At 63.7% G+C, this 24072-nt stretch carries 17 protein-coding genes and 1 tRNA gene; 10 read left to right on the top strand and 8 right to left on the bottom strand.

Going from position 1 to position 24072, the window contains the following annotated elements; genetic code table 11:
* Positions 1 to 12: 12 nt before the first annotated feature.
* Genes ABGT79_RS00840 through ABGT79_RS00830 form a run of 3 tightly spaced genes read right to left on the bottom strand, consistent with a single transcriptional unit; the run spans position 13 to position 1850 of the window.
* Positions 13 to 318, bottom strand: coding sequence for a hypothetical protein (locus ABGT79_RS00840; protein WP_294489006.1), 306 nt, complete (start codon positions 316 to 318; stop codon positions 13 to 15).
* Positions 315 to 1343 (bottom strand): 16S rRNA (cytosine(1402)-N(4))-methyltransferase RsmH, encoded by a 1029-nt coding sequence (gene rsmH / locus ABGT79_RS00835; protein WP_346664570.1) that lies wholly within the window; start codon positions 1341 to 1343, stop codon positions 315 to 317. Before rsmH ends, ABGT79_RS00840 begins: the two co-directional genes overlap by 4 nt.
* Positions 1344 to 1358: 15 nt before the next feature.
* Positions 1359 to 1850, bottom strand: coding sequence for a division/cell wall cluster transcriptional repressor MraZ (locus tag ABGT79_RS00830; RefSeq protein ID WP_346664569.1), 492 nt, complete (start codon positions 1848 to 1850; stop codon positions 1359 to 1361).
* Between the two features lie 418 nt (positions 1851 to 2268).
* Here ABGT79_RS00830 and pyk point away from each other — a divergent pair, with 418 nt between their 5' ends.
* Both pyk and ABGT79_RS00820 read left to right on the top strand, forming a co-directional pair.
* Complete coding sequence (pyk, locus tag ABGT79_RS00825; protein ID WP_346664568.1) at positions 2269 to 3690, top strand: pyruvate kinase; 1422 nt, start codon at positions 2269 to 2271, stop codon at positions 3688 to 3690.
* 611 nt (positions 3691 to 4301) lie between these two features.
* Positions 4302 to 7073: a dynamin family protein gene (locus ABGT79_RS00820; RefSeq protein WP_346664567.1), complete on the top strand. Its 2772-nt coding sequence runs from the start codon at positions 4302 to 4304 to the stop codon at positions 7071 to 7073.
* A gap of 678 nt (positions 7074 to 7751) precedes the next feature.
* Here the strand turns inward: ABGT79_RS00820 and ABGT79_RS00815 are convergent.
* Complete coding sequence (locus ABGT79_RS00815) at positions 7752 to 8033, bottom strand: hypothetical protein (RefSeq protein ID WP_346664566.1); 282 nt, start codon at positions 8031 to 8033, stop codon at positions 7752 to 7754.
* A 120-nt stretch (positions 8034 to 8153) separates the two neighbouring features.
* Complete coding sequence (locus tag ABGT79_RS00810) at positions 8154 to 9341, bottom strand: ATP-binding protein (RefSeq protein ID WP_346664565.1); 1188 nt, start codon at positions 9339 to 9341, stop codon at positions 8154 to 8156.
* A 209-nt stretch (positions 9342 to 9550) separates the two neighbouring features.
* On the opposite strand from ABGT79_RS00810, the gene ABGT79_RS00805 reads away from it, so the two are divergent.
* Positions 9551 to 10540 (top strand): D-2-hydroxyacid dehydrogenase, encoded by a 990-nt coding sequence (locus ABGT79_RS00805; RefSeq protein WP_346664564.1) that lies wholly within the window; start codon positions 9551 to 9553, stop codon positions 10538 to 10540.
* 452 nt (positions 10541 to 10992) lie between these two features.
* Here the strand turns inward: ABGT79_RS00805 and ABGT79_RS00800 are convergent, their stop codons facing one another.
* Positions 10993 to 11346, bottom strand: a complete 354-nt coding sequence (locus tag ABGT79_RS00800) for a hypothetical protein (protein ID WP_294488978.1) — start codon at positions 11344 to 11346, stop codon at positions 10993 to 10995.
* A 38-nt stretch (positions 11347 to 11384) separates the two neighbouring features.
* A complete protein-coding gene (locus ABGT79_RS00795) occupies positions 11385 to 13433 on the bottom strand; it encodes a cytochrome c biogenesis protein CcdA (protein ID WP_346664563.1) in 2049 nt (682 codons plus the stop codon).
* Between the two features lie 94 nt (positions 13434 to 13527).
* On the opposite strand from ABGT79_RS00795, the gene ABGT79_RS00790 reads away from it, so the two are divergent.
* From ABGT79_RS00790 to ABGT79_RS00760, 7 genes are all read left to right on the top strand, one after another.
* Positions 13528 to 13603, top strand: a tRNA-Lys gene (locus tag ABGT79_RS00790).
* A 223-nt stretch (positions 13604 to 13826) separates the two neighbouring features.
* On the top strand, positions 13827 to 15842 hold the full coding sequence (locus tag ABGT79_RS00785) for a TRAP transporter fused permease subunit (RefSeq protein WP_346664562.1): 2016 nt from the start codon (positions 13827 to 13829) through the stop codon (positions 15840 to 15842).
* Between the two features lie 62 nt (positions 15843 to 15904).
* A complete protein-coding gene (locus ABGT79_RS00780; protein ID WP_346664561.1) occupies positions 15905 to 16876 on the top strand; it encodes a TAXI family TRAP transporter solute-binding subunit in 972 nt (323 codons plus the stop codon).
* 606 nt (positions 16877 to 17482) lie between these two features.
* Positions 17483 to 18691: an argininosuccinate synthase gene (locus ABGT79_RS00775; protein ID WP_294486471.1), complete on the top strand. Its 1209-nt coding sequence runs from the start codon at positions 17483 to 17485 to the stop codon at positions 18689 to 18691.
* Between the two features lie 556 nt (positions 18692 to 19247).
* A complete protein-coding gene (gene argH, locus ABGT79_RS00770; RefSeq protein WP_346664560.1) occupies positions 19248 to 20636 on the top strand; it encodes an argininosuccinate lyase in 1389 nt (462 codons plus the stop codon).
* Positions 20637 to 20638: 2 nt separating this feature from the next.
* On the top strand, positions 20639 to 20896 hold the full coding sequence (locus ABGT79_RS00765; protein ID WP_346664559.1) for a hypothetical protein: 258 nt from the start codon (positions 20639 to 20641) through the stop codon (positions 20894 to 20896).
* A gap of 567 nt (positions 20897 to 21463) precedes the next feature.
* Positions 21464 to 21922, top strand: coding sequence for a hydrogenase maturation protease (locus tag ABGT79_RS00760; protein WP_346664558.1), 459 nt, complete (start codon positions 21464 to 21466; stop codon positions 21920 to 21922).
* A gap of 648 nt (positions 21923 to 22570) precedes the next feature.
* On the opposite strand, the gene mgtE is transcribed toward ABGT79_RS00760, so the two are convergent.
* Positions 22571 to 24001 carry a magnesium transporter gene (gene mgtE, locus ABGT79_RS00755; RefSeq protein ID WP_346666639.1) on the bottom strand — a complete coding sequence of 477 codons (1431 nt, stop codon included), beginning with the start codon at positions 23999 to 24001 and terminating at the stop codon, positions 22571 to 22573.
* Positions 24002 to 24072: the final 71 nt, after the last annotated feature.

Raw genomic sequence — 24072 nt, 5'->3', positions numbered from 1 at the left:
CGGGCGCATTCGCTAGTCTTGGCTGGAAGGTTTGAGGCGGCGGATCTGGCCGGGATCGGCCATGCTCATGCCGAGCTGTTCGGCGGTTTTTCCGAGAACGTAGGGAGAGAGCAGGCTGTCGCGTTCGACTTCCAGCTTGGCCACGTGGGCGCGGGCCGATTCGGTCTGGCGCTGCATTTTCTGAATGGTGTAGGCGGTGTCGCTCCTGTCGATGCTCAGCCAGGTGAGGGCGACGCCCATGATCAGGCTGAACAGAATGGAGACAATCAGCATGAGGAACCAGCCTCCGGAACCGAGCGTAGCGGTGTGCGAATTCATGACAGCTCCTTCTTGAACGGCGGCAGCTTTTCCACGACGCGGAGTTTGGCGCTGCCGGATCTCGGGTTTATGAGAAGTTCGTCCCTTCCCGGAACGATGGGTTTCTTCGTGAGGAGCGCAACCTCTGCGTGATGACCGCACACGCAGCGCGGCAGATGCGGCGGGCAGAGGCAGTCGGTGCTCCACTGCCGGAACCGCTGCTTCACGATGCGGTCTTCCAGCGAGTGGAAGGTGATGATGGCCAGTCTGCCGCCCACGGAGAGGCGGGGAAGAATGGCGTCGAGGAAACGTTCGAGCTGTCCGAGTTCGTCGTTGACGACCATGCGAATCGCCTGAAAGGTGCGCGTGGCCGGATGATTGCGCGCTTCGGCCCGCCATTTGGCGGGATAGGCGCGCCGCACGATGTCCGCAAGCTGCCCCGTGGTTTCGATGGGCGCTTTCTGCCGCGCCTCCACGATGGCCCGCGCAATGCGCGGCGCCTGCGGATCTTCTCCATAGGTTTCAATAAGGTGCCGCAGGGTGTTCACGTCCGCCATGTTCACCACGGTGCGCGCCGACTGCATCCAGGGCTCTCTTCCCGCAGAGGAAAGACTGCCCATGTCCATGCGCATGTCGAGGGGCGCGTCGTCGTGCAGGGAGAAGCCGCGGTCGGCCACGTCGAGCTGCAGCGAGGACACGCCGATGTCGAGCAGCGCGCCGTCCACGGTATCCCAGCCGAGGGCGTCGAGGGCGTCGGCAAAGGAGGCGTATTCCAGCGAAAAGAGCCGGCAGTTCTCGCCGTAGGGGGCAAGGCGCTGCGCGGCGCGTTCGAGCGCCTGCGGATCCCTGTCGAGCCCGCAGAGCATGGCCTTGCCTTCGGCGCGTTCCATGAGCGCCGAGGAGTGTCCGGCCAGACCGAGCGTGCCGTCGAGATAGCGGCCGCCCGGGCGCGGAGCGAGCGCGTCGAGCACTTCGTTGAGAAGCACGGAGACGTGCCGGGCGTTTGCGGCGGTGACGGCGGAATGTTGCTGCGTATGACGAATCATGGCGGAGACTGCGGGCTAAAGGGAAAAATCAATGCCGCTTGCGGCGAGTTCCTCGGTAACGCCTTCCAGGTTTTCCGAGGACATGGAGGCGCGCAGGGCGGCGGGGTTCCAGATTTCAAAGCGGTCCACGAGGCCGAGAATTGTGGCTTCCCTGTCCAGACCGGCGTAGGCTCGGTGGTCGGGAGAAAGCAGAATGCGGCCGTGGGCGTCGGGGGTGTGCGTTTCCGCGCCGCCTATCACGAGACGGCGGAAGGCGCGCACCTTCGGGGAAGGGTTGGGAATGCGCATGAATTTTTCTTCCAGCTCCACCCAGTCGTTCCACGAAAAGGCCACGAGGCATCCGTCGTAGGTGGTGAGCACGAAGGACGCGCCGGACGCGGACGAAGAAGCCCCATCGGCTGCCGCGCTGCCCGCTCCCTGAGAAGCGAGGGCGTCGCGGAATTCCGGCGGAAGCGTCAGACGGCCTTTCGGGTCGAGACTGCGCGGGTATCTGCCTCTGAAAACCATGCCTGTTCCACTTTCTGCCACTTTTTCCCACTATTTGCCCATAAAACGGAAACTGTCAAGGCCGAAAGCGGGAAGGAATGTGACAACCTGTGAAAATCATGTGACTAATGGAAAGTGTTACAACTTTTTTCCCTGCGCTGGTTCACCGGCGGCTTTTTTTGCGGCGAAAAACAGGGGGCGCGCGGCGTGTTGCATTCGCGAAAAAAGGGAGCGACGCGCGGAGCCGGAGGGCGCGTTTTCGTCGAATTTCGGGGAGGGCGGACCGGGAGAAAAACGCGCGGCCGGACTCTCTCGACTTTTTTTGAAAAAAGAGGCAGAATGCCCGCACAGCGACGGGCGTGAGGAGGAAAAGCGGGTTTTTCGTCCTCCGCAGGCTGAGTCCGTCATCCGTGCTTCTCTTTTAAGGAAAGGAATTTTTATGCGTACCAAAATTGTTGCCACCATCGGCCCCGCCAGCTGCGATCGTGAAAAGCTTGCCCAGCTGGCCGACGCGGGCGTTTCCGTATTCCGCCTCAACTTCTCCCACGGCGATCCCGACTTCTTCCGCGGCGTGGTTTCCAACATCCGCGAAATCGAAAAGGAATGCGGCCGTCCGCTGACCATCATGCAGGATCTGCCCGGACCCAAGATCCGCATCGGCATTCTGCCCGAAGGCCGCATCGAACTGCACCGCGGCGACAAGCTCATTCTCGGCCGCGAGCGCAGGGAAAAGGAAGAGCTGCCCTTCATTCCCTTCGATCATCCGCGCATTCTTTCCGCCCTTGTTCCCGGAGACACCCTGGTGCTGGCCGACGGCGGCCTGCGCTTCTGCATTGAGGAAAAGGTGGAGGACGAGCGCTTCATCATGGTGGCGCAGGAAGGCGGCGCCATTTCCTCCCGCAAGGGCCTCGCGCTGCCCGGCAAGTCGCTGGCGCTGCCCGCCATCACCGATCAGGACCGCGAAAAGCTGGCCCTCGGCATGGAACTCGGCGTGGACGCCGTGGCCATTTCCTTCGTGCAGACCGTGGAGGACGTGCATCAGATAAAGGCTCTGCTGCATTCCTACGGCCGCGACGACATTCCCGTGGTCGCCAAGCTGGAACGTCAGAACGCCGCCGTGGATAACCTCGACGCCATCGTGGCCGCGACCGACATCGTCATGGTGGCCCGCGGCGATCTCGGCGTGGAATGCCCCATGCCCGAACTTCCGGCGCTGCAGAAGCACATCATTCACACCTGCAACCGTGCGGGCAAGCCCGTCATCGTGGCCACGCAGATGCTGCTTTCCATGGTGAACACGCCCGTGCCCACCCGCGCGGAAGTGACCGACGTGGCCAACGCCGTGCTTGACGGCGCCGACTGCGTCATGCTCTCCGACGAAACCGCCGCGGGCAACTATCCCATCGAGGCCGTGCGCTACATGCGCAAGATCACCGACGAGGCGGAAAAGTACCTGCTCGCCACCCGCAGACTCGAACCTCCCAAGGACGAGACCGACACTTCCCGCTTCCTGGCCTACACCGCCTGCCTGCTCGCCAGAACCGAGAACGCCTGCGCCATCGTGGCCCATTCCGTGACCGGCGGCGCGGCCCGCATGCTGGCCGAATGCCGTCCTGCTCAGACCATCTATGCGCTGACCTCCAACTCCGTGGTGGAACACGCGCTCAACTTCGTCTGGGGCGTGCAGCCCTACTTCATTCCCGTGAGCGACAGCAGCATTTCTCATCTGCGCCGCGTGCAGAACTTCATTGCCACGAGCAGCAAGTTCCCCATGGGTCAGGACGTAGTCATTACCGCCGGCGAATACGCTCCCGGCGAGCAGAAGCGCCGCACCAACCTGGTGAAGATCTATCACAAGTAGGAACTTCGGGGCCTGCCCCGGGTTCTGCCGGAGGGAAATATTTCCCTCCGGTGCCTTTCGCGCCGCAGCGCCGGATATGCCGACCTGCGCGCACACAAAGGACGCGCCCCGCAAGGGGCGTTTTTTTTTGCCCGGCGATCAGGGGCGGAACTGATTTTTTTGATGACCGCGGGACGGATGCCGTAATGTTGCGGTAAGAAAACAAGGGTATGCCGGAAAAACGGAAGGCGCGGGAGGAAGGCGGAAAGGGCGCACTGCCCGAGGGCAACGGCTCTTTGGCGTCCTGTTCCGGCGCTCGATGGCGCGTCCGGCTCTGTGAGAAGCGCATCGGCGCGGCCACTCGCGCGGCCTGCAACTGCGGCGCGGCGCGTGAGGAGCCTTCTGCCGGAGGGAGGGGCATGTTTGTGGTTGTGACTTTCCTTTGTGCTGTGCTACAACAAAAGATGAACAGCCCGCATGCGGCCTGAAATTGCAGCGCGCAACAGGCCCGTTTCGCTCCGCAGCGCCGGGGCCCCGCCCGCCGCGCGGAATATGCGGTTCGCCGCAGCGGGACTGCGCGCATCATGAAGACCGTTCCCGAAAGGGACGAACTTTGCTGAAGGCGGACGCCTATGGAAAAAAAGACTGCTGCCGTTTCGGACAGGACCGTGACGGCTTCGGACATCATGCCGCCGCTTCCCGACGCCTCTGCGCCGACGCTGTCGGCCGAAGACAGGCTGGTGGTGCTTCTCGCCTCGGCGGCGCAGGAGGGCGGACGCCTCTCGCCCGAAGCATGGCGTCGGGCGTCCGACGCACTGGAAGAAGTGTTTGCGCCGCAGGCTCAGGTCGACGGCGCGGCCGGAAGCGAGGCGGAACATCGTTTCTTCGTGCTGCAGACGCATTTTCACGCGGCGCTGCTTCAGGAGCCGCTGTCTCCGGAGCAGTTTGAGGCCGACCGCCGACTTTCCGAGGATCTGGCCTCGCTTTCGCCGGACAAGGCCGAAACCTATGCCGAAGCGGTGCGGGAACTTTCGCCGGCCTACGCCGCCGTGGTGTGCCGCGCGCTTTCGGAAGACGCGGCGGGCCGTCGTCGCGTCATGGAGCGGCTGGGGCGCACCATGCGTCTGCTGCCGGGCGTGGCGGAATGGGAAAGCGTGTTCGGAACCGAAACGGAAGAGGACACGCGGGGCGTCGTCATGCAGGGCGGGGTGGCGCAGCGTCGGCCGGAGCCCGGGGGACGGCTGTCTCCGGTGCTGCGGCGTCAGATGGCGGCGCTCTCGTCCATGCTTTCCGGGGCGGGCGCGGTGTGCAGCGACGTGGCGAATTCCGCCGCGGATCAGTACGACGTGGCGGCGCGCTATCTGCGCGATCTGCGTCGGCAGCGGCTGTTTTCCCTGTTTTCACCGTCGTTGCGGGACATGTCGGTGGCGTCCGGCTTTGAGAGGGCGGCGGCCGAGGCGGAACGCCTGGAGCGCTCCGCGCTCGATGGCGGAGACGTGGAGCTTGCCCGCGGGGTCGGCGATTTTCGGCGTCTCATGGCGGAGCAGCCCTTCACGCTGGTGGTGGTGGGCGAAGGAAAGCGTGGCAAGAGTTCGCTCGTGAACGCGCTGCTCGGCGGCGAGTATTCGCCGGTGCGTGAATCCGTGCCGGAAACGGCGGCCGTGGCGCGTTTTTCGTGGGGCAGGCAATTCGGCGGCCGTGTGCGCTTTCTCACGGGCGACGAGTGCGCGCGTCTTGTGGAATGCTGCCGCGGCGAGGAAGGCCGGGGCGAGCTGTGCGAGCGGCTGGAAGTGCTGAGCCGCGAGCTGCCGCCGAGGGAAGACGAGATTCTGGACTCGCCGGAGCGTCTGCGGGATTTTCTTTCCGCCTCGGAAAAGGGAAGTTTGTTTGCCGCGCGCGTGGAGGCGGAACTGCCTGCCGACATTCTCAAGCACGGCCTGGTGCTGGTGGACACGCCGGGACTGAATGCCACGGATCCGGTACAGAACTATCTGGCGTTTGAGGAATGCCTTGCCGCGGACTGCCTGCTCTTCGTCATGGACGCTCGCAGGCCGGAATCGTCGTCGGAGCAGGAGCTTTTGCGTCAGCTTGCGCGTTCCGGGCGCGCGGCGGCGGTGATCGGCGTGGTGACCGGCGCGGACAGGCTGAACGAAAAAGAGAGCCGCGGCGAAGCCATGGAAAGGGCTCGTCTTCTCATGAACACGGCGTCCGCCTGCGGTATGCGCGTGCTGGATCTTCTGGAACTGAACGCCCGCGAGGCCATGGAACAGCGCTGCGCCGGACCGCGGCGCAGCGGAGGCGCGGGCTTTCAGAAGCTCTGTGCGCTGGTGGAAAAGGCGGCCTCGGAGAAGAACGCCGGTCGCGAGGAGCACGAGGCCCGCATCCGGAGCCGGGGCCGGGAGATCGTCCGCGCTTCGCGCGAGGGCGCAGAGCGTTTTCTGTCGCACGAGCTCGGCCGCCTGCCCGACGCGCGGCACGAGCAGCTTCTCTTCGAGCACGTCGCCCGGCTTGACGAGGTCATGAAGAGCTGTTCGAGTCAGGCGTGGTCCGTGGTGAGCGCGGCTTCCGTGGACGTGGAGGCCTGGCGCAAGGAGCAGGAGCGCGCGCTCGACGGCTGGCAGGAAACCATTGTGCTGCGCATCATGGACGCGGCGAACAAGCACGCCGACTCGCTCGGCTATACCGGCATGTTCCGGGCGAAGAACTGGAAGCGCTTCGATGAGGAGGAAGTGCCGCGGATCGCCCGCGAGTCGCTGGAAGAGCTTCTTGCCGGACGCCGCGACGTGCAGAAGGACTGGAACGAGAAACTGCGTCAGTTCGGCGAGCGGATGCGGGAAATTTCGGTGCTCTGTCTCGACGCCGTGGCCGTGGACGACGTGGATCTGCAATCCATGGCGGACGTGCCGTTCAGTCGCGAGCGCTGGCTGGTGAACGCGAATTCCATCATGAAGAAGGTGGGGCTTGTGGCCGTGGGCCTGGCCATCCGGCGCGGCGGCGGTCTGGGGCTGGGCATCGTGCTCGGAAACATGGGCTGGTGGGCCGTGCTGCCCGTGGCCGTGGTGGGAAGCGTGGTGTGGACGCTCATGAAGTTCGGCAATCCTTCGCGCTGCCGCCGCATTTTCATGGAGCGCAAGGAAGAGGTCGTGCGCCGCTGGGTGAAGAGTCAGCGCGCCCGGCTCAACGAACTGCTTTCCCAGAATCTTGAAGAGCTGACCTCGGCCTACGGCAAGGCCGTGAGCGAAGGTTTCGTGCCCGCGCTTGCGGTGCTGGCCGAAGAAAGTTCGGCGCTTTCCGCCTATCTCGGCGTGCTGAGGAAAATCCGTTCCGGCGTGGAATCGCGCGCGCAGGAGACGCTTCGTCTTGCCGCGCAGCTGGAAACGGCGCTGGAATCGTCCGGAAATTAGGGGGCCGACCTTCGGTCCTTGCCTGAGCGTCGTCTGAATCTTGCCCGAGCGTTGATCGAGCATTGCCCGAAGCGGTGCTCAAAGCACGGGCGGCCTCAAGAGCCATGACCGCGTCAACCTTTCTGCCGTTTGACGAGGCACGATGCCGGGATGCGGCGGCGGGGCGGGAAAAGCGGCTCTCCTTTCTGCGGCCCCGGCGACATCGCGGGGCCGGGGCAGGCGGCGGCAGCGGCGGAGGCAGTATGTTTTCCCGCGGCGACATGCCGATGTCCGCCGCGCGGGTCACGATGGCGGCCGCCCTGCGTTGTGTTGCGTCCTCCTTCGCTTGACGGGCCGTGATGCGCGAAAAGAGGAGGCTTTTTTCGCGGGGGAAGCGTTTCCGATGCCGCGAAACCTCAGGCTTGCGCCAGGGAAGGTGTGGAGCCTCACGGGACGCAGCGTCGGCGCTCGCACGAAAAAGAGGCCGCATCCTGAAAAAAGGACGGGCCTCTGCTGAAAATCCTGACGTCTTGCGTCATCGGAGCGTTTCGCGGAACACTCGCGGCAGCCGGAAGCGTGCGGCGCGGCGGAAGCGAAGGCTTCGTGCGGGGAATCGCTGCCGGTGTCGCTGAAACCGTTTTCCGGCAGGCCGGACAGCCGGAGCGCAGTGGGAGCGCTGCCGTGTTTCTCTCGGCTGCGTTACTTTTTCGGCGCGCTTTCGCGGGACTGCGCCTTTTCCTTCACCCAGTGATAGCCCTCAATGGTTTTGTCTCTGGTCCATTCGTAGCCGGAGATGACGTCTTCCTTCACTTCGCGGCCCAGCTCACGGGCCTTGACGGCGGTGTCGTTGGTGGTCTGGCTGGTGGTCGTGCTGGAAACTTCCCGCCCCTGGGCGTCATAGGAGACGACGTTGCTGGTGGTGCTGGTGCTGCACGAAGCAAGCAGCAGGGCGAGACACGAAAGAAGAGCGGCGCGTTTCATGAGATCCTCGCAAGGCGCGGCGCGTGATCGGATCAGCCGCGCCGAAAGGCTGAAGGAAGGGCCGGAGCCCGGAAATGCCGGGGAAAAGCCCCCGGCATCGTGTTTTCCGAGTTTTTTGCGTCAGATGCCGGACTTGGTGAGCTCGATGAACTGCTTGGCTACGCGCGGGCTGCGGCCGCCGTTGCGGGTGGCGTGGGCTTCGGCGCGGATGTCGAGCTGTTCCTGCGGCATGTTGATGCCGTACTGGGCGGCCAGCTTGTGAACGATGTCGAGATAGCGTTCCTTGTCGGGCCGGAAGAAGGTGATGGTGAGGCCGAAGCGCGCGGAAAGCGACATGAGTTCCTGTCTGGTGTCGCTTTCGTGCAGATCGCTGCCGGAGCGGTCTTCCCAGCTTTCCTTGATGAGGTGACGGCGGTTGCTGGTGGCGTACACCACAAAGTTGCCGCTGTGTCCGTTCACGCTTCCTTCAAGTATCGCTTTAAGGGCGGCGAAGTCGTTGTCGTTGCTGCTGAAGCTCAGATCGTCGATGAACAGGATGAACTTGAGCGGATTGCGGGACAGCGCTTCGGTGATGTCCGGAATCTGATAGAGCTGATTCTTTTTCACTTCCACGAGGCGCAGGCCCTTGTCCCAGTAGGCGTTCACGATGGCCTTCACCGTGCTGCTCTTGCCCGTGCCCGCGTCGCCGTAGAGCAGAACGTTGTTGGCGGGCTGCCCGGCAAGAAGGGCTTCGGTGTTGGCGATGACCTTGGAACGTTCGAGTTCGTAGCCGGGAAGCTGTTCCAGAGTCTGCGGATCGGGATGACGCACGGGCACGAGCTGGCCGTCCTTCACGATGAACATGCGGTACTGGGCAAACATGCCGTAGCCTCTGGCGTGAATGGTGGCGATGCGTTCATGATAGGCCGAGGCGAAGTCGGGATTGCTGTTCTTCCAGCGGGGCAGGAAGCCGGAGAAGTCGAGGGACTCGCGGATGGCGGAGCCGTCGAACGCGCCGAGGGACTGCAGAAATTCGAGTTCGTGGGCGAGGCATTCGGAAAGGAAGGGGGACACGGGCGTGCTGCCGCAGCTTTGCAGCATGTAGATGTTCTCGTCTTCCATGATGAGGTTCAGCAGATAGGTGCTCAGATCGTCGCCGTGAGCGAAGAGGGCGGCGGCGAAGTCGCAGTAGGCGTTGACGCAGGCGGCGGTGTCGGAAACGTCGGCGTCGAGCAGCGTCTGGAGCCGGGAGACGACGGGATCGGAAAGGATGTTGCGGAAAACAACGAGACTGCGCAGCTGGATGCTGGAAAGAGGCTGGGAATTCATGGAAAGATCACCTTTGAAAATTTTCGGCAAGTATAGGGCAGGGCGTGGCGTGATGCAAGAGCGTTCGGCGGCGGAATCAGGGGGCGGGGCGTCTTTTTTGAAGTCGCGGCGAGGGGTGGGAACGTTTTTTTGCGGAACACTTGCACTGTGCCTGCGGCTGTGGCACAAGCAGAAGAGGAAACGGCGGCTCAGTGCGCCGGGGAGGAAACATGAATATTGTGGTGCTTGACGGATATACGCTGCGCGCGGGCATGGAAGAGCCGTGGCCTCTGGCCGACGGCGCGGACAACTGGACCGTGTACGACCGCACGCCGGCGGACCTTGTGGCAAAACGCTTTGCCGGAGCGGAAATTCTGGTGGTGAACAAGGCTGTGGTGGACGCCGCGCTCATGGACGCGCTGCCGACGCTTCGCTGCATAGCCGTGACCGCCGCGGGCACGAACATTGTGGATCTTCAGGCGGCCGGGGAGCGGGGCATACCGGTGTGCAACACGCCCGCCTACGGCACGGACGCCGTGGCGCAGCATGTGTTTGCGCTGCTTCTGGAACTGTGTCGGCACACGGCGCTGCACGACGCGAGCGTGCGCCGCGGCGACTGGGCCCGCAGCGAGGATTTCTGCTACGCGCTCACGCCGCAGGTGGAACTCACGGGCAGGACGCTGGGCATTTTCGGCTTCGGCAATCTGGGCAGGCGCGTGGCGGATATAGGGCACGCCTTCGGCATGAAGGTGCTGGCCTGCGCGCATCGGCCTGTGCCTGCGCCGGGCTATGAGCCTTTTGAATTCGTGTCGCGCGAGGAACTGTTCCGCCGCTCGGACGTGCTTTCCCTGCACTGTCCGCTCACGGAGGAGACGCGCGGACTCGTGTGCCGCGAGACTCTGAATCTGATGAAGCCGGGTTCGATCATCATCAATACGGCGCGCGGGCCGGTGGTGCGCGGCGCGGACGTGGCCGAAGCCCTGCGCGAGGGCAGGCTCGGCGGCTTCGGCGCGGACGTTCTGGAGAGCGAGCCGCCGTCGGAAGACGATCCGCTGCTGTCTGCGCCGCATTCGCTCATCACGCCTCACATCGCCTGGATGACCGACGGCGCGCGGCGCAACATCATTTCCATCACGCTGGAGAACATCCGCCGCTTCAAGGAGGGGAATCCGCAGAACGTGGTGAACCGCGAATGGCTGAAGGCAAAGGCGCAGCGCTGACTCGCCGGGAAGCTTGCGCAAGCGCTTCCGGCATGCTTCGTACAGGCTCTGAGGCCTTGCGCCGTCGGAGGTGAACGACATATCTCAAGCGGCATCCGTTCGGAACACGTTCCGGGCGGATGTTTTTTTTTGCGGCGGCGCGGAAGCCGTCCGGCGTGCAGGAGAAGCGGATGGTCGGAGGGAACTTGAGGCTGTTCGGCCCGGAGCGGGGGCGCAACGCCGCAGAGGAGAGCGGGCGAGGGAAGGGCGCGCAGGAGTGTGGGATAGCGCGGGGCGTCTCCGGGCGGGGTGCGCGGCAGGGCGTTGAAGGATGAAGGCGGGCCGAGGCGCAGGGCGAGGCGAAAAAAGAGTGCGAACGCGTTTGAGAAGGGCGGCGGTGGGCGCAAAAAAAGCGCGGCAGAAAGCTGACCTTCTGCCGCGCCTGGCGTCGGAATCGTTTTTTTGCGTGAGGGTTACGCCTGTTCGTCGTCGTCTTCGTCGAGCATGGCGTCGGTCACGAAGTCGAAGGCGATGCGTTCGATGGGCGCTTCCGGTTCAAAGGAGAACATGTCGGCAAGGAAGTTTTCCGAAATTTCCCTGTTCTGCGCCTTGGCTTCCACAATGAGGGTGTTCATGCGGTCGGTGTAGGCGTGAATGAGGCGGAACACTTCGGTCACGATGGGGCTTTCGGTGGTGGGAGTGTTTTCTTCTCCGCCGCCGCAGCTGGAATGTTCTTCTTCCACGGAGTCGTCGTAGGCGTCGAGAGCGGCGTTGACTTCCAGTTCGGAAAGGGTGGCGAATTCAGGAAGGGTCTTGATCGTGTTCATAGAAAACCTGTGTTCTTGGTTTGCGGAACAGGGCGCGCCTATTCCCTGGGTTCGGTAAGGAGTTTCACGGGGTTGAGCATTTCCACCATGCGCTTGTGCGGAATCTTGGCCTGCCGCAGGGCGAGGTGCAGATCGGTGGTGGTGTAGATGTCGCGCAGAACTACGGGCCGGGAGGCGCCTTCCCCTTCCGGGAACACGGCCAGCATGGGAATGCTGGCGCTGTTGAGCGCCTTGAGCAGCTCCTGATGCGCGTTGTTCTTGAAGGTCATGTCCACCTTGACGGCGGTGAGCGAGTACTGATCCAGAATGGGCAGCAGATTGGGCGCGGCAAGCGTGGTGCGTTCCAGCACCTTGCAGGTCGGACACCAGTCGGCCGTAAATTCCACGATCATGGCTTTTTTGCCCAGACTGGCGCGGAAGTCCTCTTCCGAGAATTCCACCCAGGGCACGATTTCCTTCTGTGCGGGCAGGAAGGCCCAGAAGCCGGAAAGCAGAATGGCGCCGAAGGCGAAGGCCCCCAGGAACATGCGCCGGGTGACGGAGCCGCGTAGACTGCCCCATCGGCCCCAGATCCAGGCCGTGGTGGCGGCCACGAGCAGGGTGATGAGCGTTTTGACGTGCAATGACGGGGGCAGCAGCGAGAACAGATAGATGGCCGTGCCCATGAGCAGGAAGCCGAGCACGCGCTCAAGCACGCTGAACCACGCGCCGGGCCGCGGAAGAAAACGGATGAGCCGCGGGTAGCAGGCCAGCACCACGTAGGGCGCGGCCATGCCCACGCCCGTGGCCGCAAAGATGGTCATGAGCACGGGCAGAGGCTTGGTGATGCCCCAGGCCAGCACGCCGCCGAGCAGAGGTCCGCTGCACGGCGTGGCAAGCAGCGTGGTGAACATGCCGGTGCTGAAGGCCTGCATGCGCGGCGAAGAACTGTGATGACTCTGCAGATCGAGCACCGGCAGATGAAACACGTCGAACATGGAAAGGCCCATGCTGAACACGATGAGCAGCATGAGGAAAATGACTTCGCTGCTCTGGAAGAGCTGCCCCCACAACATGCCGGTCACGCCCGAAAGCAGCGCCAGAATGGCGAACCACGTCACAATGCCCGCGGCGAAGAACAGCGTGTGCTCGCGGATGCTGCGTCGTCTTTTTTCAAAGTCCTCTTCCGCGTCGAGCAGAATGGAAAACTTCATGGTGAGCACGGGAAGCACGCAGGGCATGAAGTTCAGAATGAGTCCGGCGAGCAGGCCCAGGCCCACGGCGCGGAACCAGCCGTCGATCTGGAAGCTGCCTTCAAGGTGCTGGGGCGCAAAGTCGTAGCCCTGCGCGGCGGCCCGGGCTCCGGGCACGGGCACGGCGGCGGGAGCCGTGACCGCGGGCGCAAGAATGCGCTCGGAACGGCGCTTGAACACCGAAGTGGGAGCGTCGGGCAGAAGGTTGGCGTGCCTCAGGGAGGCGTTGTTTTCCGGCGGCTCGGCCACGGCGGGCACTTCGGGCGGCACGGAATTTTCTCCGCAGCAGGCCTTGCTCGCAAGAAATGTTTCAAACCACGACTGCTGCGCCGCGTTGGCCAGTTCCGGCGGCGCGGTGGGCAGAAGAATGCGCGTGTGCACGGGCTGGCAGTGCTGATCGGAACAGGCGAGCAGGGAAATGTCCAGCGTGACGGCGCGCGGTTCGCTTTCCCGGAACACGAGAAACACCGGCGCGGCGTTGAAGAGCTGACGGCTTTTGCCGCCGTCCGGCAGCGAAACTTCCGTGCCCGCAGTGTAGTGAATCTGCACCTTGCCCTCGGAAAGCGGTTCGCCGTCGGCAAGCACCGTCACGGTGAGGGGAATGCCTTCGTCTCCGGCTTCGTGGGCGTAGGTGTGGTAGCCCTGGGAGGGCAGAAGCCACAGCACGGCCATGGACGTGTTCTTATCCAGAGGAGGGGAGAGCTGTCTGCCGTCCACGGCGGAGAGCTTGGCCCATTCGGTCAGAAAGCGGTAGGGCGGTTCGACGGCCGCAAGGGCAGAGCCTCCGGCAGAGAGCAGGGGAAGCAGGGCCGCAATCAGCCACACCACGGAAAACATTCGCAACAGCCTTTTCATGGGAGGCAAGCTAAACTTTTTTGCAGAAAAAGGCAAAATTTTTCTTGACGAAGGATGCCCTTGGGTCTATGACTCTTTCTGCGCTAAGAGCACTGGGTCACTAGCTCAATTGGTAGAGCAGTTGACTCTTAATCAATTGGTTCGGAGTTCGAGTCTCCGGTGACCCACCAGTGACGAATCAGCCCCCTGCATGTTCATGCCGGGGGCTTTTTTGTTGTTGCCTCTTCCGAAAAAAAGTTGCGTCTTCAAAAAAAACGGCGGCAGACCTTGCGCCGCGCGTCTTTTCGCGCCGACATTGCTTGACAGCGCGCCCTCGCGGTCGTTAGACAACAAGGGCGCGCTGTCCGCGATGCCGGGCGGCGCGTGCTAAACATTTCCCCGGGTGATATGCTGATGGACAAAAGTTTGGATCAGAGCTCCGTGGTGACGACGGACGCAGGAGACGTCGTCGCAAGCGCGGAGGAACAGGCCAGGGCGCAGGCGCTGGTGGAGGAAAAGGACAGCGAATCCAGAACGCGGCAGTTCCGCGGCGCGTTCGGAAAAGTGGTGGCGGTCATTTGCGTGGCGTTCTCGCTGTTTCAGCTTTATGCGTCCGTGTTCGCCACCATGGACGCCATGAAGCTGCGCGCGTTCCACATCATCTTTCTGCTGGTGCTCGCCTCGTTCATGTATCCGGCGCTGCGCCGCGAAAAGAGAACCAGAGCGCTGCCTACGCTGTGGGATCTCGTGTGCGTGTGCGCGAGCCTGTACGCCTTCGGCTATCTCATCCTTCATTATGACGCCATCGCCATGGGCGGCGGCTGGTTCACCACGCAGGACTACGTGGTGGCGGGCATAGGCGTGCTCGTGGCCTTTGAATGCGCCCGCCGCGTGGTGCCCAACCTCGCCGCGCTCGCCCTCGTGTTTCTGGCCTACACCTTCCTCGGCAAGTATCTGCCCGGCGCGTTCGGCCACGTGGGCTTCTCCCTCACGCGCGTCATGGATCACATGTTCTGGGGCAGTCAGGGTCTGCTCGGCGTGGGCGTCGGCGTGTCGGCCACCTACGTGTTCCTCTTCGTGCTCTTCGGCGCGTTTCTGCGCATCAGCGGATTCAGCGAATTCATCAACGACCTGGCCCTCACCCTAGTCGGACGCACCGCCGGCGGCCCGGCCAAGGTCTCGGTCATCGCAAGCGCCCTCATGGGCATGATCAACGGCAGCGCCCTCGCCAACGTGGCCACCACCGGCGCCATCACCATTCCGCTGATGAAGAAGACCGGCTACAAGGCCGAATTCGCCGGAGCCGTGGAGGCCGTGGCCAGCACCGGCGGCCAGTTTGCGCCCCCCATCATGGGCGCGGTGGGCTTCATCATGGCGGAATTTCTCGGCGTGAGCTACACCAAGGTCATGCTCGCCGCGGCCATTCCCGCCTTCCTCTATTATCTCGCCCTCATCATGGCCGTTCACTTCGAGGCCAGAAAGCTGGGCCTCAAGGGCCTTTCCAAGGAATACATCCCCGACGCCCTCGTGGTCATCAAAAAGCGCGGCCACCTCATCATTCCTCTCGTGGTGCTCATGGTCGTCATGTTCATGGGCTACACGCCGCTCTTTGCCGCCGCCATGGCCATTGCGGCCACCGTGGTCGCCTCCTGGTTCTCCAGGGAAACCCGCATGGGCCCGAAGCGCATTCTGCAGGCCCTCGAAGAAGGCGCAAAGGGCGCCGTGGGCGTGGGCGTCTCGTGCGTCATCATCGGCATCATCATCGGTTCCGTGTCCCTCACCGGCCTCGGTCTCACCTTCGGCTTTCAGGTGCTCAAGTACGTGGGAGAAGGGCAGCTCTATCTCGGCGGCGTGTTCGTCATGGTCATGAGCACCATCCTCGGCATGGGCGTGCCCGGCGTTGCGGCCTACGTCATCGTTGCGGCCGTGGCCGTGCCCGTGCTTACCGGCGTCGGCGTGCAGCCCATGTCCGCCCACATGTTCTGCCTCTTCTACGCCTGCCTCTCCAACATCACGCCGCCGGTGGCCATGTCGTCCTACGTGGCCGCAGGCATCGCCAACTCCAACGAAACCAAAACCTCCCTCATCGCCGTGCGGCTGGGACTCTCCGGCTTCATCCTGCCGTTCTTCTTCCTCAACAATCCGCTGCTGCTCTACAGCTCCTCCAATCCCGGACTCGCCACCGTGTGGGCCTTCATCACCGCAAGCTTCGGCGTCTGCGCCCTCGCCGTGGGCCTCGAACGCTGGCTCTTCGGCCCCTGTTCCCTGCTCCAGAGCCTCATGTTCATCGCAGGCGCAGTGCTCACCATCGATCCCGGCCTCTCCACCGACGCCATCGGCATCGCCGTCATTCTTGCGGCCGCCGCCCTCAACAGGCGTTCCTCGTCCCGCCCCCGCGCAGACGCCGTTCCGCCCGCGCAGGCGGACTGAAAAGCATTCATCCCTTCTTCCCCGGCGGAAGGAGGACAACTTCAACAGGTTCAGGAGTGATTATGTACGGTAAAGTCCTTCTTTCCCTGCTGGCCGCCGTTTCCATGGTCTTCGGAACCGTGGAAGCCCGGGCCGCCGACCGCGCGCCCGTGACCATCAGCATTCCCACCGCCGCCACCACCAGCACGCTCTATCCCATAGGCGCGGCCCTCGGCAATCTGTGGAGCACCAGGCTGCCCTACGTGAAGGCCAGCGTGCAGTCCTCCAAGGGCGGCGTGCAGAACCTTCAGCTGCTCAGCATGAAGGATGCCCAGGTCTCCTTCGCCATCACCAGCATCACCTATCAGGCCATGAAGGGCCTCGACAAGTTCAAGGGGCACGCCTACCCCGACGTGCGCATCATTGCCGGTCTCTACTACAATCCCAATCAGGTCATCGCCCGCGCCGACAGCAATGTGTCCAGGCTTCAGGACTTCAAGGGCAAGGTCTTCGCTCCCGGCGTGGCGGGCGGCACCACCATCGGCGAAACGCAGGTCCACTTCGCCGCCGCCGGCCTCAAGTATCCCGGCGACATCAAGGCCCAGTACGTCGGCCCCGCTGAAGCCGGCGACCTCATGCGCAACAAGCAGCTCGATGGCACCTGGATCATGGCCGGTCTGCCCAACGCCGGCGTCTCCGAAATGTGCGCCACCGCCGACGGCCGCCTCGTGAACATCGACGACGCCACCTTCGCCAACCTCTCCAAGGATTACCCCTGGTACGCCCGGTTCCAGATTCCCGCGGGCACGTATCCCGATCAGGATCAGCCCGTGCAGACCACGGCCGTCAAGATGGTGCTCATCACCGACGCCTCGATTCCCGACGACGTGATCTATGATCTCACCAAGTGCTTCTGGGAAAATCAGGACATCGTGAAGAAATCCCATTCCGTGATGAAGGACATTTCCCTTGAGGGCGCGGTGACCGACCTTGCCGGTATTCCGCTGCATCCCGGCGCGGCGAAGTACTACAAGGAAGTCGGCGTGCTCAAGTAGTCCGCATTTGCGTCGTCTTCACGGATGACGCCCGGCCGGATTCCGTTGCAGGAGGAGGGATCCGGCCGGACTTTTTGTCCCGCGCGCTCGGGAGCCTTTCGCCGTGCGTTGCGGCGGGGCCCGGGGGAGGGCGTTCAACGTCTGCACTGGGCGCAAGGGCGCGCCGGGGAGATTCGGCGGCGGATTTCCGCGGCCTCGCGGCATCGGAGCCATCGAGGGAACGGCGACACAGGCTCCGCACGTCCGGGGCCTTTTCCGGCGTCGATGCCGGACCGTTCCCGGGTTGCTCCGGTCCGCAGTTCGTCCGGCGCCGTCCTTCGCCGTCCTTTTTTCCTGCTCGCCGCAGAACGGCCCGGCCCCGCGCGGATCCGCCGCCCCAAAAGCGGCTTTGACGCGCCCCGTTCCGGGACTTTACAAAGCGTGAGAATCTTTCTACAAGAAGGTTTCTCCCGCGTTCGGCTGCGCGCGGCGCGGGTCTTTTTTCCATGCTTCCTGCCCGCAGGGAACATGGTTTCTGAACGCCAGAAAGCCGGGTTTCCGGCATGATTTTCCGCTCAGGCGGGTTAACCGTCAAAACATGGGCGCGAGCGCCCGTGAGGTTTTGCCATGGCTAAGAACAATAAAGTTATTCTTGCGTACTCCGGCGGTCTCGACACCTCCGTCATCCTGAAGTGGCTCATCGTCGAGCGCGGCTATGAAGTCATCACCGTCACCGCCGACCTCGGTCAGGAAGACGATCTTGACGGCGTGGAACCCAAGGCCCTCAAGACCGGCGCCACCAAGGCCTACATCGAGGATCTGCGCGACGAGTTCGCAAGCGACTACATCTATCCCATGCTTCGTTCCGGCGCCACCTATGAAGGCCGCTACCTCATGGGCACCTCCATCGCCCGTCCGCTCATTTCCAAGCGCCTCGTGGAAATCGCCCGCAAGGAAGGCGCCTTCGCCATCGCCCACGGCGCCACCGGCAAGGGCAACGATCAGGTGCGCTTCGAGCTCTCCATCAACGCCCTCGCTCCCGACCTGCAGGTGATCGCCCCCTGGCGCGAATGGGATCTCATGAGCCGCACCGCCCTCACCGCCTTTGCCGAAAAGCACGGCATTCCGGTGAACGCTTCCAACAAGCACTACAGCATGGACCGCAACATGCTGCACTGCTCCTTTGAAGGCAGCGAACTCGAAGATCCGTGGGAAGAACCCGGCCCGAACAGCTATGTGATGGCCGTGCCCGTGGAGCAGGCTCCCAACGAACCGGAATACATCACCATCGGCTTTGAGAAGGGCGACGCCGTCACCCTGAACGGCGAACGCCTCACCCCCCGCGAGATGATCATGACCCTGAACAAGATCGCGGGCAAGCACGGCATCGGCCGCCTCGACATGGTGGAAAACCGCTTCGTGGGCATGAAGAGCCGCGGCGTGTATGAAACCCCCGGCGGCACCGTGCTGCACGTGGCCCATCAGGACCTTGAAGGCATCTGCCTCGACCGCGAAGCACTCGCCACCCGCGAAACCATCATTCCCCGCTACGCCGCCGCCGTGTACAACGGCTTCTGGTTCTCGCCCGAACGCGAAGCCATGCAGGCCCTCATCGATCAGATGCAGCGCGGCGTGACCGGCGAAGTGCGCCTCAAGCTCTACAAGGGCACCGCCTGGCCCGTGGGTCGTTATTCTCCCCACAGCCTCTACTGCCAGGACCTCGCCACCTTCGAGGAGTGCGCCACCTACGATCACAAGGACGCCGCCGGCTTCATCCGTCTGCAGGGCCTGCGCATCCGCGGCTATGCCGACCGCGTGAGCCGCTTCCTCAAGTAGCATGACACGGGCCGGGGGATGTTCCTCCGGCCTTTTTCCGAAGATCCGGCGGCCCGTCCGGCTTCCGCGCTCCCCGTTCGCACTGTGACTCATCTGCGGGAAGGGGAAACGATGACGTAAGGCGAATCTCGCGCGGGCGCGCCAGGCCGGCGCAACGTGTCGTTCCCCGCAGAAGCTTCCCGGCGGGCCGGTTTTCGACGCAGGTTTCGAGCTTCGGGGTGGAAGCCTGCGCGAGGGCCCCTGTGCCTGCTTCGCGCTCTCTTTCAGAGAGCAGAGAAGGCGCGCCGAAAAGAGTCCGCACCGGGGCTGCCGCCTTGCGGCGAAAGCTCGCGCTTTGCATCAGCCGCGCGTGTTGCCGGAGTTCTTCGTGTTTCGTCCGACGCGTCGCCCGACGTCGGAGTCCTGCCCGAACCTGCGCCTTTGCGCGCGGCGCGGGCGCAGAAGGGCGATGTTTCCAAAAGCGCCGCGTCCTGCGGCGTTTGCGCGTTTTCCCGCGCTGCGGGAGGCCTCGCGTATCCCAAGCCGCGACTGCGGCGTTAACCATTCTGGAGTTACCATGTCCGACAAGCCTTGGGGCGGCCGCTTCAAAGAAAGCACCAGCCTTGCCGTGGAAGCCTACACGGAATCCATTTCGTTCGACAGCGCGCTCTACGCGCAGGATATCGCCGGTTCCAAAGCCCATGCCCACATGCTGGGCGAGCAGGGCGTCATCACCCGCGAAGAGGCCGCAACGCTCATCGGGGGCCTGGATCAGGTGAAGCGCGAAATCGAGGAAGGCTCCTTCCCCTGGAAGCAGGAACTCGAAGACGTGCACATGAACATCGAAACCCGCCTGACCCAGATCGTGGGCGAAGTGGGCAAGAAGCTGCATACCGGCCGCAGCCGCAACGATCAGGTGTGTCTCGACTTCCGCCTTTTCGTGTCCGACAAGATGCGCGAATGGATGCGTCTCACCCGGGCGCTCATCCGCATGTTCGTGCGCCGCGCCGAAGAAAACCGCGCCGTGCTGCTGCCCGGATGCACCCACATGCAGCCCGCTCAGCCCGTGAGTCTGGCCCAGCATCTTCTGGCCTACGCCTGGATGCTCAAGCGCGACGCCGAACGCATGGCCGACTGCGAACGCCGCGTGCGCGTAAGTCCGCTCGGCGCGGCCGCGCTGGCCGGAACCACGTATCCGCTCAATCCCGCCATGGTGGCCGACGAGCTCGGCATGTACGGCATCTTCGACAACAGCATGGACGCCGTGGCCGACCGCGACTTCGCCCTCGAAGCCCTGTTCTGTGGCAGCGTGTGCATGGCGCACCTTTCCCGCTTCTGCGAGGAAATCATCTGGTGGGCGAATCCGCTTTTCGGCTACATCACGCTTTCCGACAAGCATTCCACGGGTTCTTCCATCATGCCCCAGAAGAAGAATCCCGACGTGGCGGAAATCATGCGCGGCAAGACCGGCCGCGTGTACGGCAATCTTTTCAATCTCATGACCATCATGAAGGGCATTCCGCTCACGTACAACCGCGATCTGCAGGAAGACAAGATTCCCTTCATCGACACCGACAAGACCGTGCGTCATTCGCTCTCCCTCATGGCCGACATGCTGGAAGGCATCACGTTCCATCCCGAGCGCATGCGCAAGGCCCTCTCCGCGGGCTTCTTGAACGCCACCGAACTTGCCGACTACCTCGTGACCAGGGGCATGCCCTTCCGTGAAGCGCATCACGTTTCCGGCCGCGCGGTGGCCATGGCCGAAGAACTCGGCGTGGGCCTGGAAAATCTCACGCTCGATCAGTTCCGTTCGCTGAGCGATCTCATCGGCGAAGACGTCTACACCGCGCTCGACTACGACACCGCGGTGGCGCGTCGCAATGTTCCCGGCGGCACGGGACCGCAGTCCGTGGCCCGTCAGCTTGAGAACATCAAGCGCTGGCTCGACGAGGGCGACAAGTAGTCATGCCCCGCAGAAAGCGCGTTCCCGCCACGCCGGAGCAAACGCGGGACTGGCTGAAAAAAGCCGTGCATTCCGCGCCGAGGCCGCTGCCCCCGGGATTTTTCCCGAGGATTCTGGAACAGTCCGAGCGCGAGGGCTTTTCCCGCGAGGATCTGCTCAACACGCTGGATGAATGGCTGAACTACGGCTACTGCCGCATCATCGATCCCATCTCGCAGGACATCGAGATCACGCGGGAAGGGGAGAGATTCTTCTACTAGCGGAGCGTTACCGTCAACAGGGAGCGCCGTTCCTGATCGGAGTTTTCCGATGCCGGAGCGGCGCTTTTTTTGTCGGCGGGCGGGGCGGAGAACGAGGGCCGGAGGAAGGGCTGCCGCGGCGACGAAGTCGGCAGGGGAGCTGAGCCGAGCCGGGGCGAAGTGCGTGTCGAGCCGGGACAATGCGAAGGGCGACGGAAGGGGCAGGGCATAGCTCTGACCCGGGAGCCGGGCCGGAGATTCAGCAGAGGGCGGCGCGCTGGAGAACGCGGAACCGGGGGAAGAGCCGGGCGGCGAACGATTGTTGGATGCGGGGGCTTCCCTTTGATGCCTGGCAGCGGGCGAAAACACGGCGGAGCGTGAGAAAAGATCGTGCGGCGGCCTTGCCTGCGCCGGATGTGGGGCGTCAAAAAACTGAAAGGCGGGTCTTGCGCCGCGTGACTGAGCAAAGACGCCGGGGAAATGGTTTCCGTTTTTTTTTCGGCGGGCGGGGCGGAGCGCACGTCGGAAGGGAGGTTATCATGGCGCGTGTCGGCACGGCGGAGCATCATGCGCGAAAAAGGAGCGAGCATGGGCATTCTGGTGATCGGCATGGGAAATATTCTGAAGGGGGACGACGGCCTCGGCGTTTATGCGCTGCGGCGTCTGGCGGAAGAAGGCGTCGAGGGGGCGGAACTGCTGGAGCTCGGCACCTCGCTGTCGGACTGCTTTTCCCTGCTGGAGGGCTACGAGCGCGTGGTCGCTCTGGACGCCGTGTCTGCGGGCGGCGAGCCCGGAAGTCTCTACTGGCTTTCCGAGGAGCGTTTTGCGCGGATGCGCGGCAGCAGCCTGAGTCTGCACGAAGGCGACCTTCTGGACGCCCTCGACCTTGCCGCGCTCCGAGGCAGGAAACCCGAGCTTCGCGTGGCGGGCATGGAGCCTCTTGAATGGGGAAACTGGAGCATGGAGCTTTCGCCGCCCGTGCTGGCCGCCATGCCCGAATATCTTGTCATGATCCGAACCCGCCTGCGAGAGATGATCGGGGCGTGAGAGAAAAGGATGTGCGGGAGCGATGACCGGGCCCCCTCATGCCGGGTGCGGGACGGGGCGAGGCGGCATGGTCCCGAGGCATGGGAGTCCGGTTTTGAGGTCGCCAGGATTGCGCAGTCGTCGCCTGCGGCCGGGAGAGCGGTGGCGGCATCATGCCGGAGGGCGCTGCGTGGGATGCGGGCGAGGCGACGCCTGAATGCGCGGGGGAGCGTTGTTTCGTTCCGGCGAAGCTGTGCAGACAACTGGCGCGAGGCCGAAGGAACGATGCTGCGTCACGTGGTTGTCCGCAGGGCCGGAGCTCGCGGCGTTTTTGCCGGGGCGGCGGAGAGCGGGGCCTGGGCAAAGCAATCGGGGAGAGCGGTCGGGACACCCGGGGCTGGGGAGCCTGCCGAGGCGACCGGGGGATTGGCGCGGCGTTTTACGCGCTGGGGAAGGGCGGCGAGAATGACACCGTGGCAGAGCTCGGAGTCTGCTGCGGCTTGCCGCCAGTGCGGGCGGAACAGTTCTTCCGACGGGCGGGCTTGCGTTGTCCGGCGGGCGTCCGGGCTTGTTCTTTTTATTTTTTGCGGGCGCTTCGCGGGCCTTTTCACAAAACAAAACCGGCCTTCGCAAGAAAGACCGGTTCTGTTTCAGGCTCGGAACCCGGGACTACAAAAGAAACGTCGTGGCCAGTCCGAGGAAGATGAAGAAGCCGCCGGAGTCGGTAAGGGCGGTGAGGAAAATGCTGGACGCCTGCGCCGGATCGCGGCCGAGGGCGCGCAGAATGAGCGGAATGGCGCCGCCCGCAATGGCTCCGAGCAGCATGTCGAGCAGAAGCGCAATGCCCATGACCGTGGCAAGCATGCTGTTGTGACTCAGAAACATGACGCCCACATAGGCCAGCAGCGCCATGAAGATGCCTGTGCCGAGGCCGATTTTGCTCTCGCGGAACACCGCGCCCCAGGAACGGCGGGCGTCGAAACTTTCCGTGGCGAGCTGGCGGATCATGACGGCAAGCGCCTGCTGCCCCGTGTTGCCCGCCTGATTGGCCACCATGGGCATGAGCACGGCGAGCAGGGCCATCTGCGCGATGGAACCCTCGAACAGCGACACGATGAACGCCGACAGCGACGACGTGCACATGTTGATGACGAGCCACGGCAGGCGGATGCGCACCGAACGCGTCCAGGGCGTATCCACGTTTTCGTCCTGACCGGCGCCCACCATGCCCAGCATGTCGGAACTCGCCTCGTCCTGAATGATGTCGAGCACGTCGTCGTGCGTGACCACGCCCATGAGGTGTTCCTCCCGGTCCACCACGGGCAGGCACAGAAAGTTGTAGTGACCGAGCAGACGCGCCACTTCCGCCTTGTCGGTGTCGTACTGCACGGAAATGACGTCCTGCTTGTTCACCATGTTCGTGAGCAGCGTGCCGGGCCGCGCCAGCATGAGATCGCGCAGGGAAATCACGCCTTCAAGCGTTTCCTGACTGTCCACCACGTACACGTAGTAGGGCATTTCTTTTTCTTCCAGCTCGCTGCGGATGAGCATGATGGCCTCATCCACCGTGGAGCTCGACGACACCATGATGATGTCCGTGTTCATCACGCCCGCCGCGGTGTCGGGGTCGAAGCTCAGCAGCATGCGCAGCTCTTCGGCGTCGTCGGCGGGCAGGTTGCTCAGCAGTATGTCGCGGTGCCCTTCTTCCACCTCGTCGAGAATGTCCACGGCGTCGTCGGGATCCATTTCCGCAATGAGCCGGGCCGCGTCGTCGGCGTCCATGTTTTCCAGAACGTCGCCGGCCACTTCCTCGTCGAGTTCGGCGAGCGCTTCGGCCGCCTCCTCGGTGGAAAGGTGCGTGAGCACGCAAAGCTGCTTGTTCAGGGGCAGCTGTTCCAGGTGTTCCGCGCGGTCGGCGGGATGCACGAAGTCGTCGCTGTCGATGTCGCTTCCGCAGGCTTCGAGACCGGCTTCCTTCGCGCTGGTTTCGTATTGCGAGAGGTCTTCCTCGTCTTCGGACGATTCAGACGCCCTGTTTGCGGCGTCGCCGGCCGGGGCGGATGCGGCGGGAGTGGCACTTTGCGCCTCGGCAGCGGAAATGTCTGCGGATTCGGCGGGCTTCGCATCGCTCTGAAGCGGCGAGGCGTGGGGGGCGGGTGCGGCGGTCGGAG

Origin of the sequence: uncultured Mailhella sp., from assembly GCF_963931295.1 — a bacterium.
Taxonomy (GTDB): Bacteria; Desulfobacterota; Desulfovibrionia; order Desulfovibrionales; family Desulfovibrionaceae; genus Mailhella.
The sequence above is the reverse complement of the archived record's forward strand: the minus strand, read 5'-3'. Positions and strand labels throughout refer to the sequence as shown.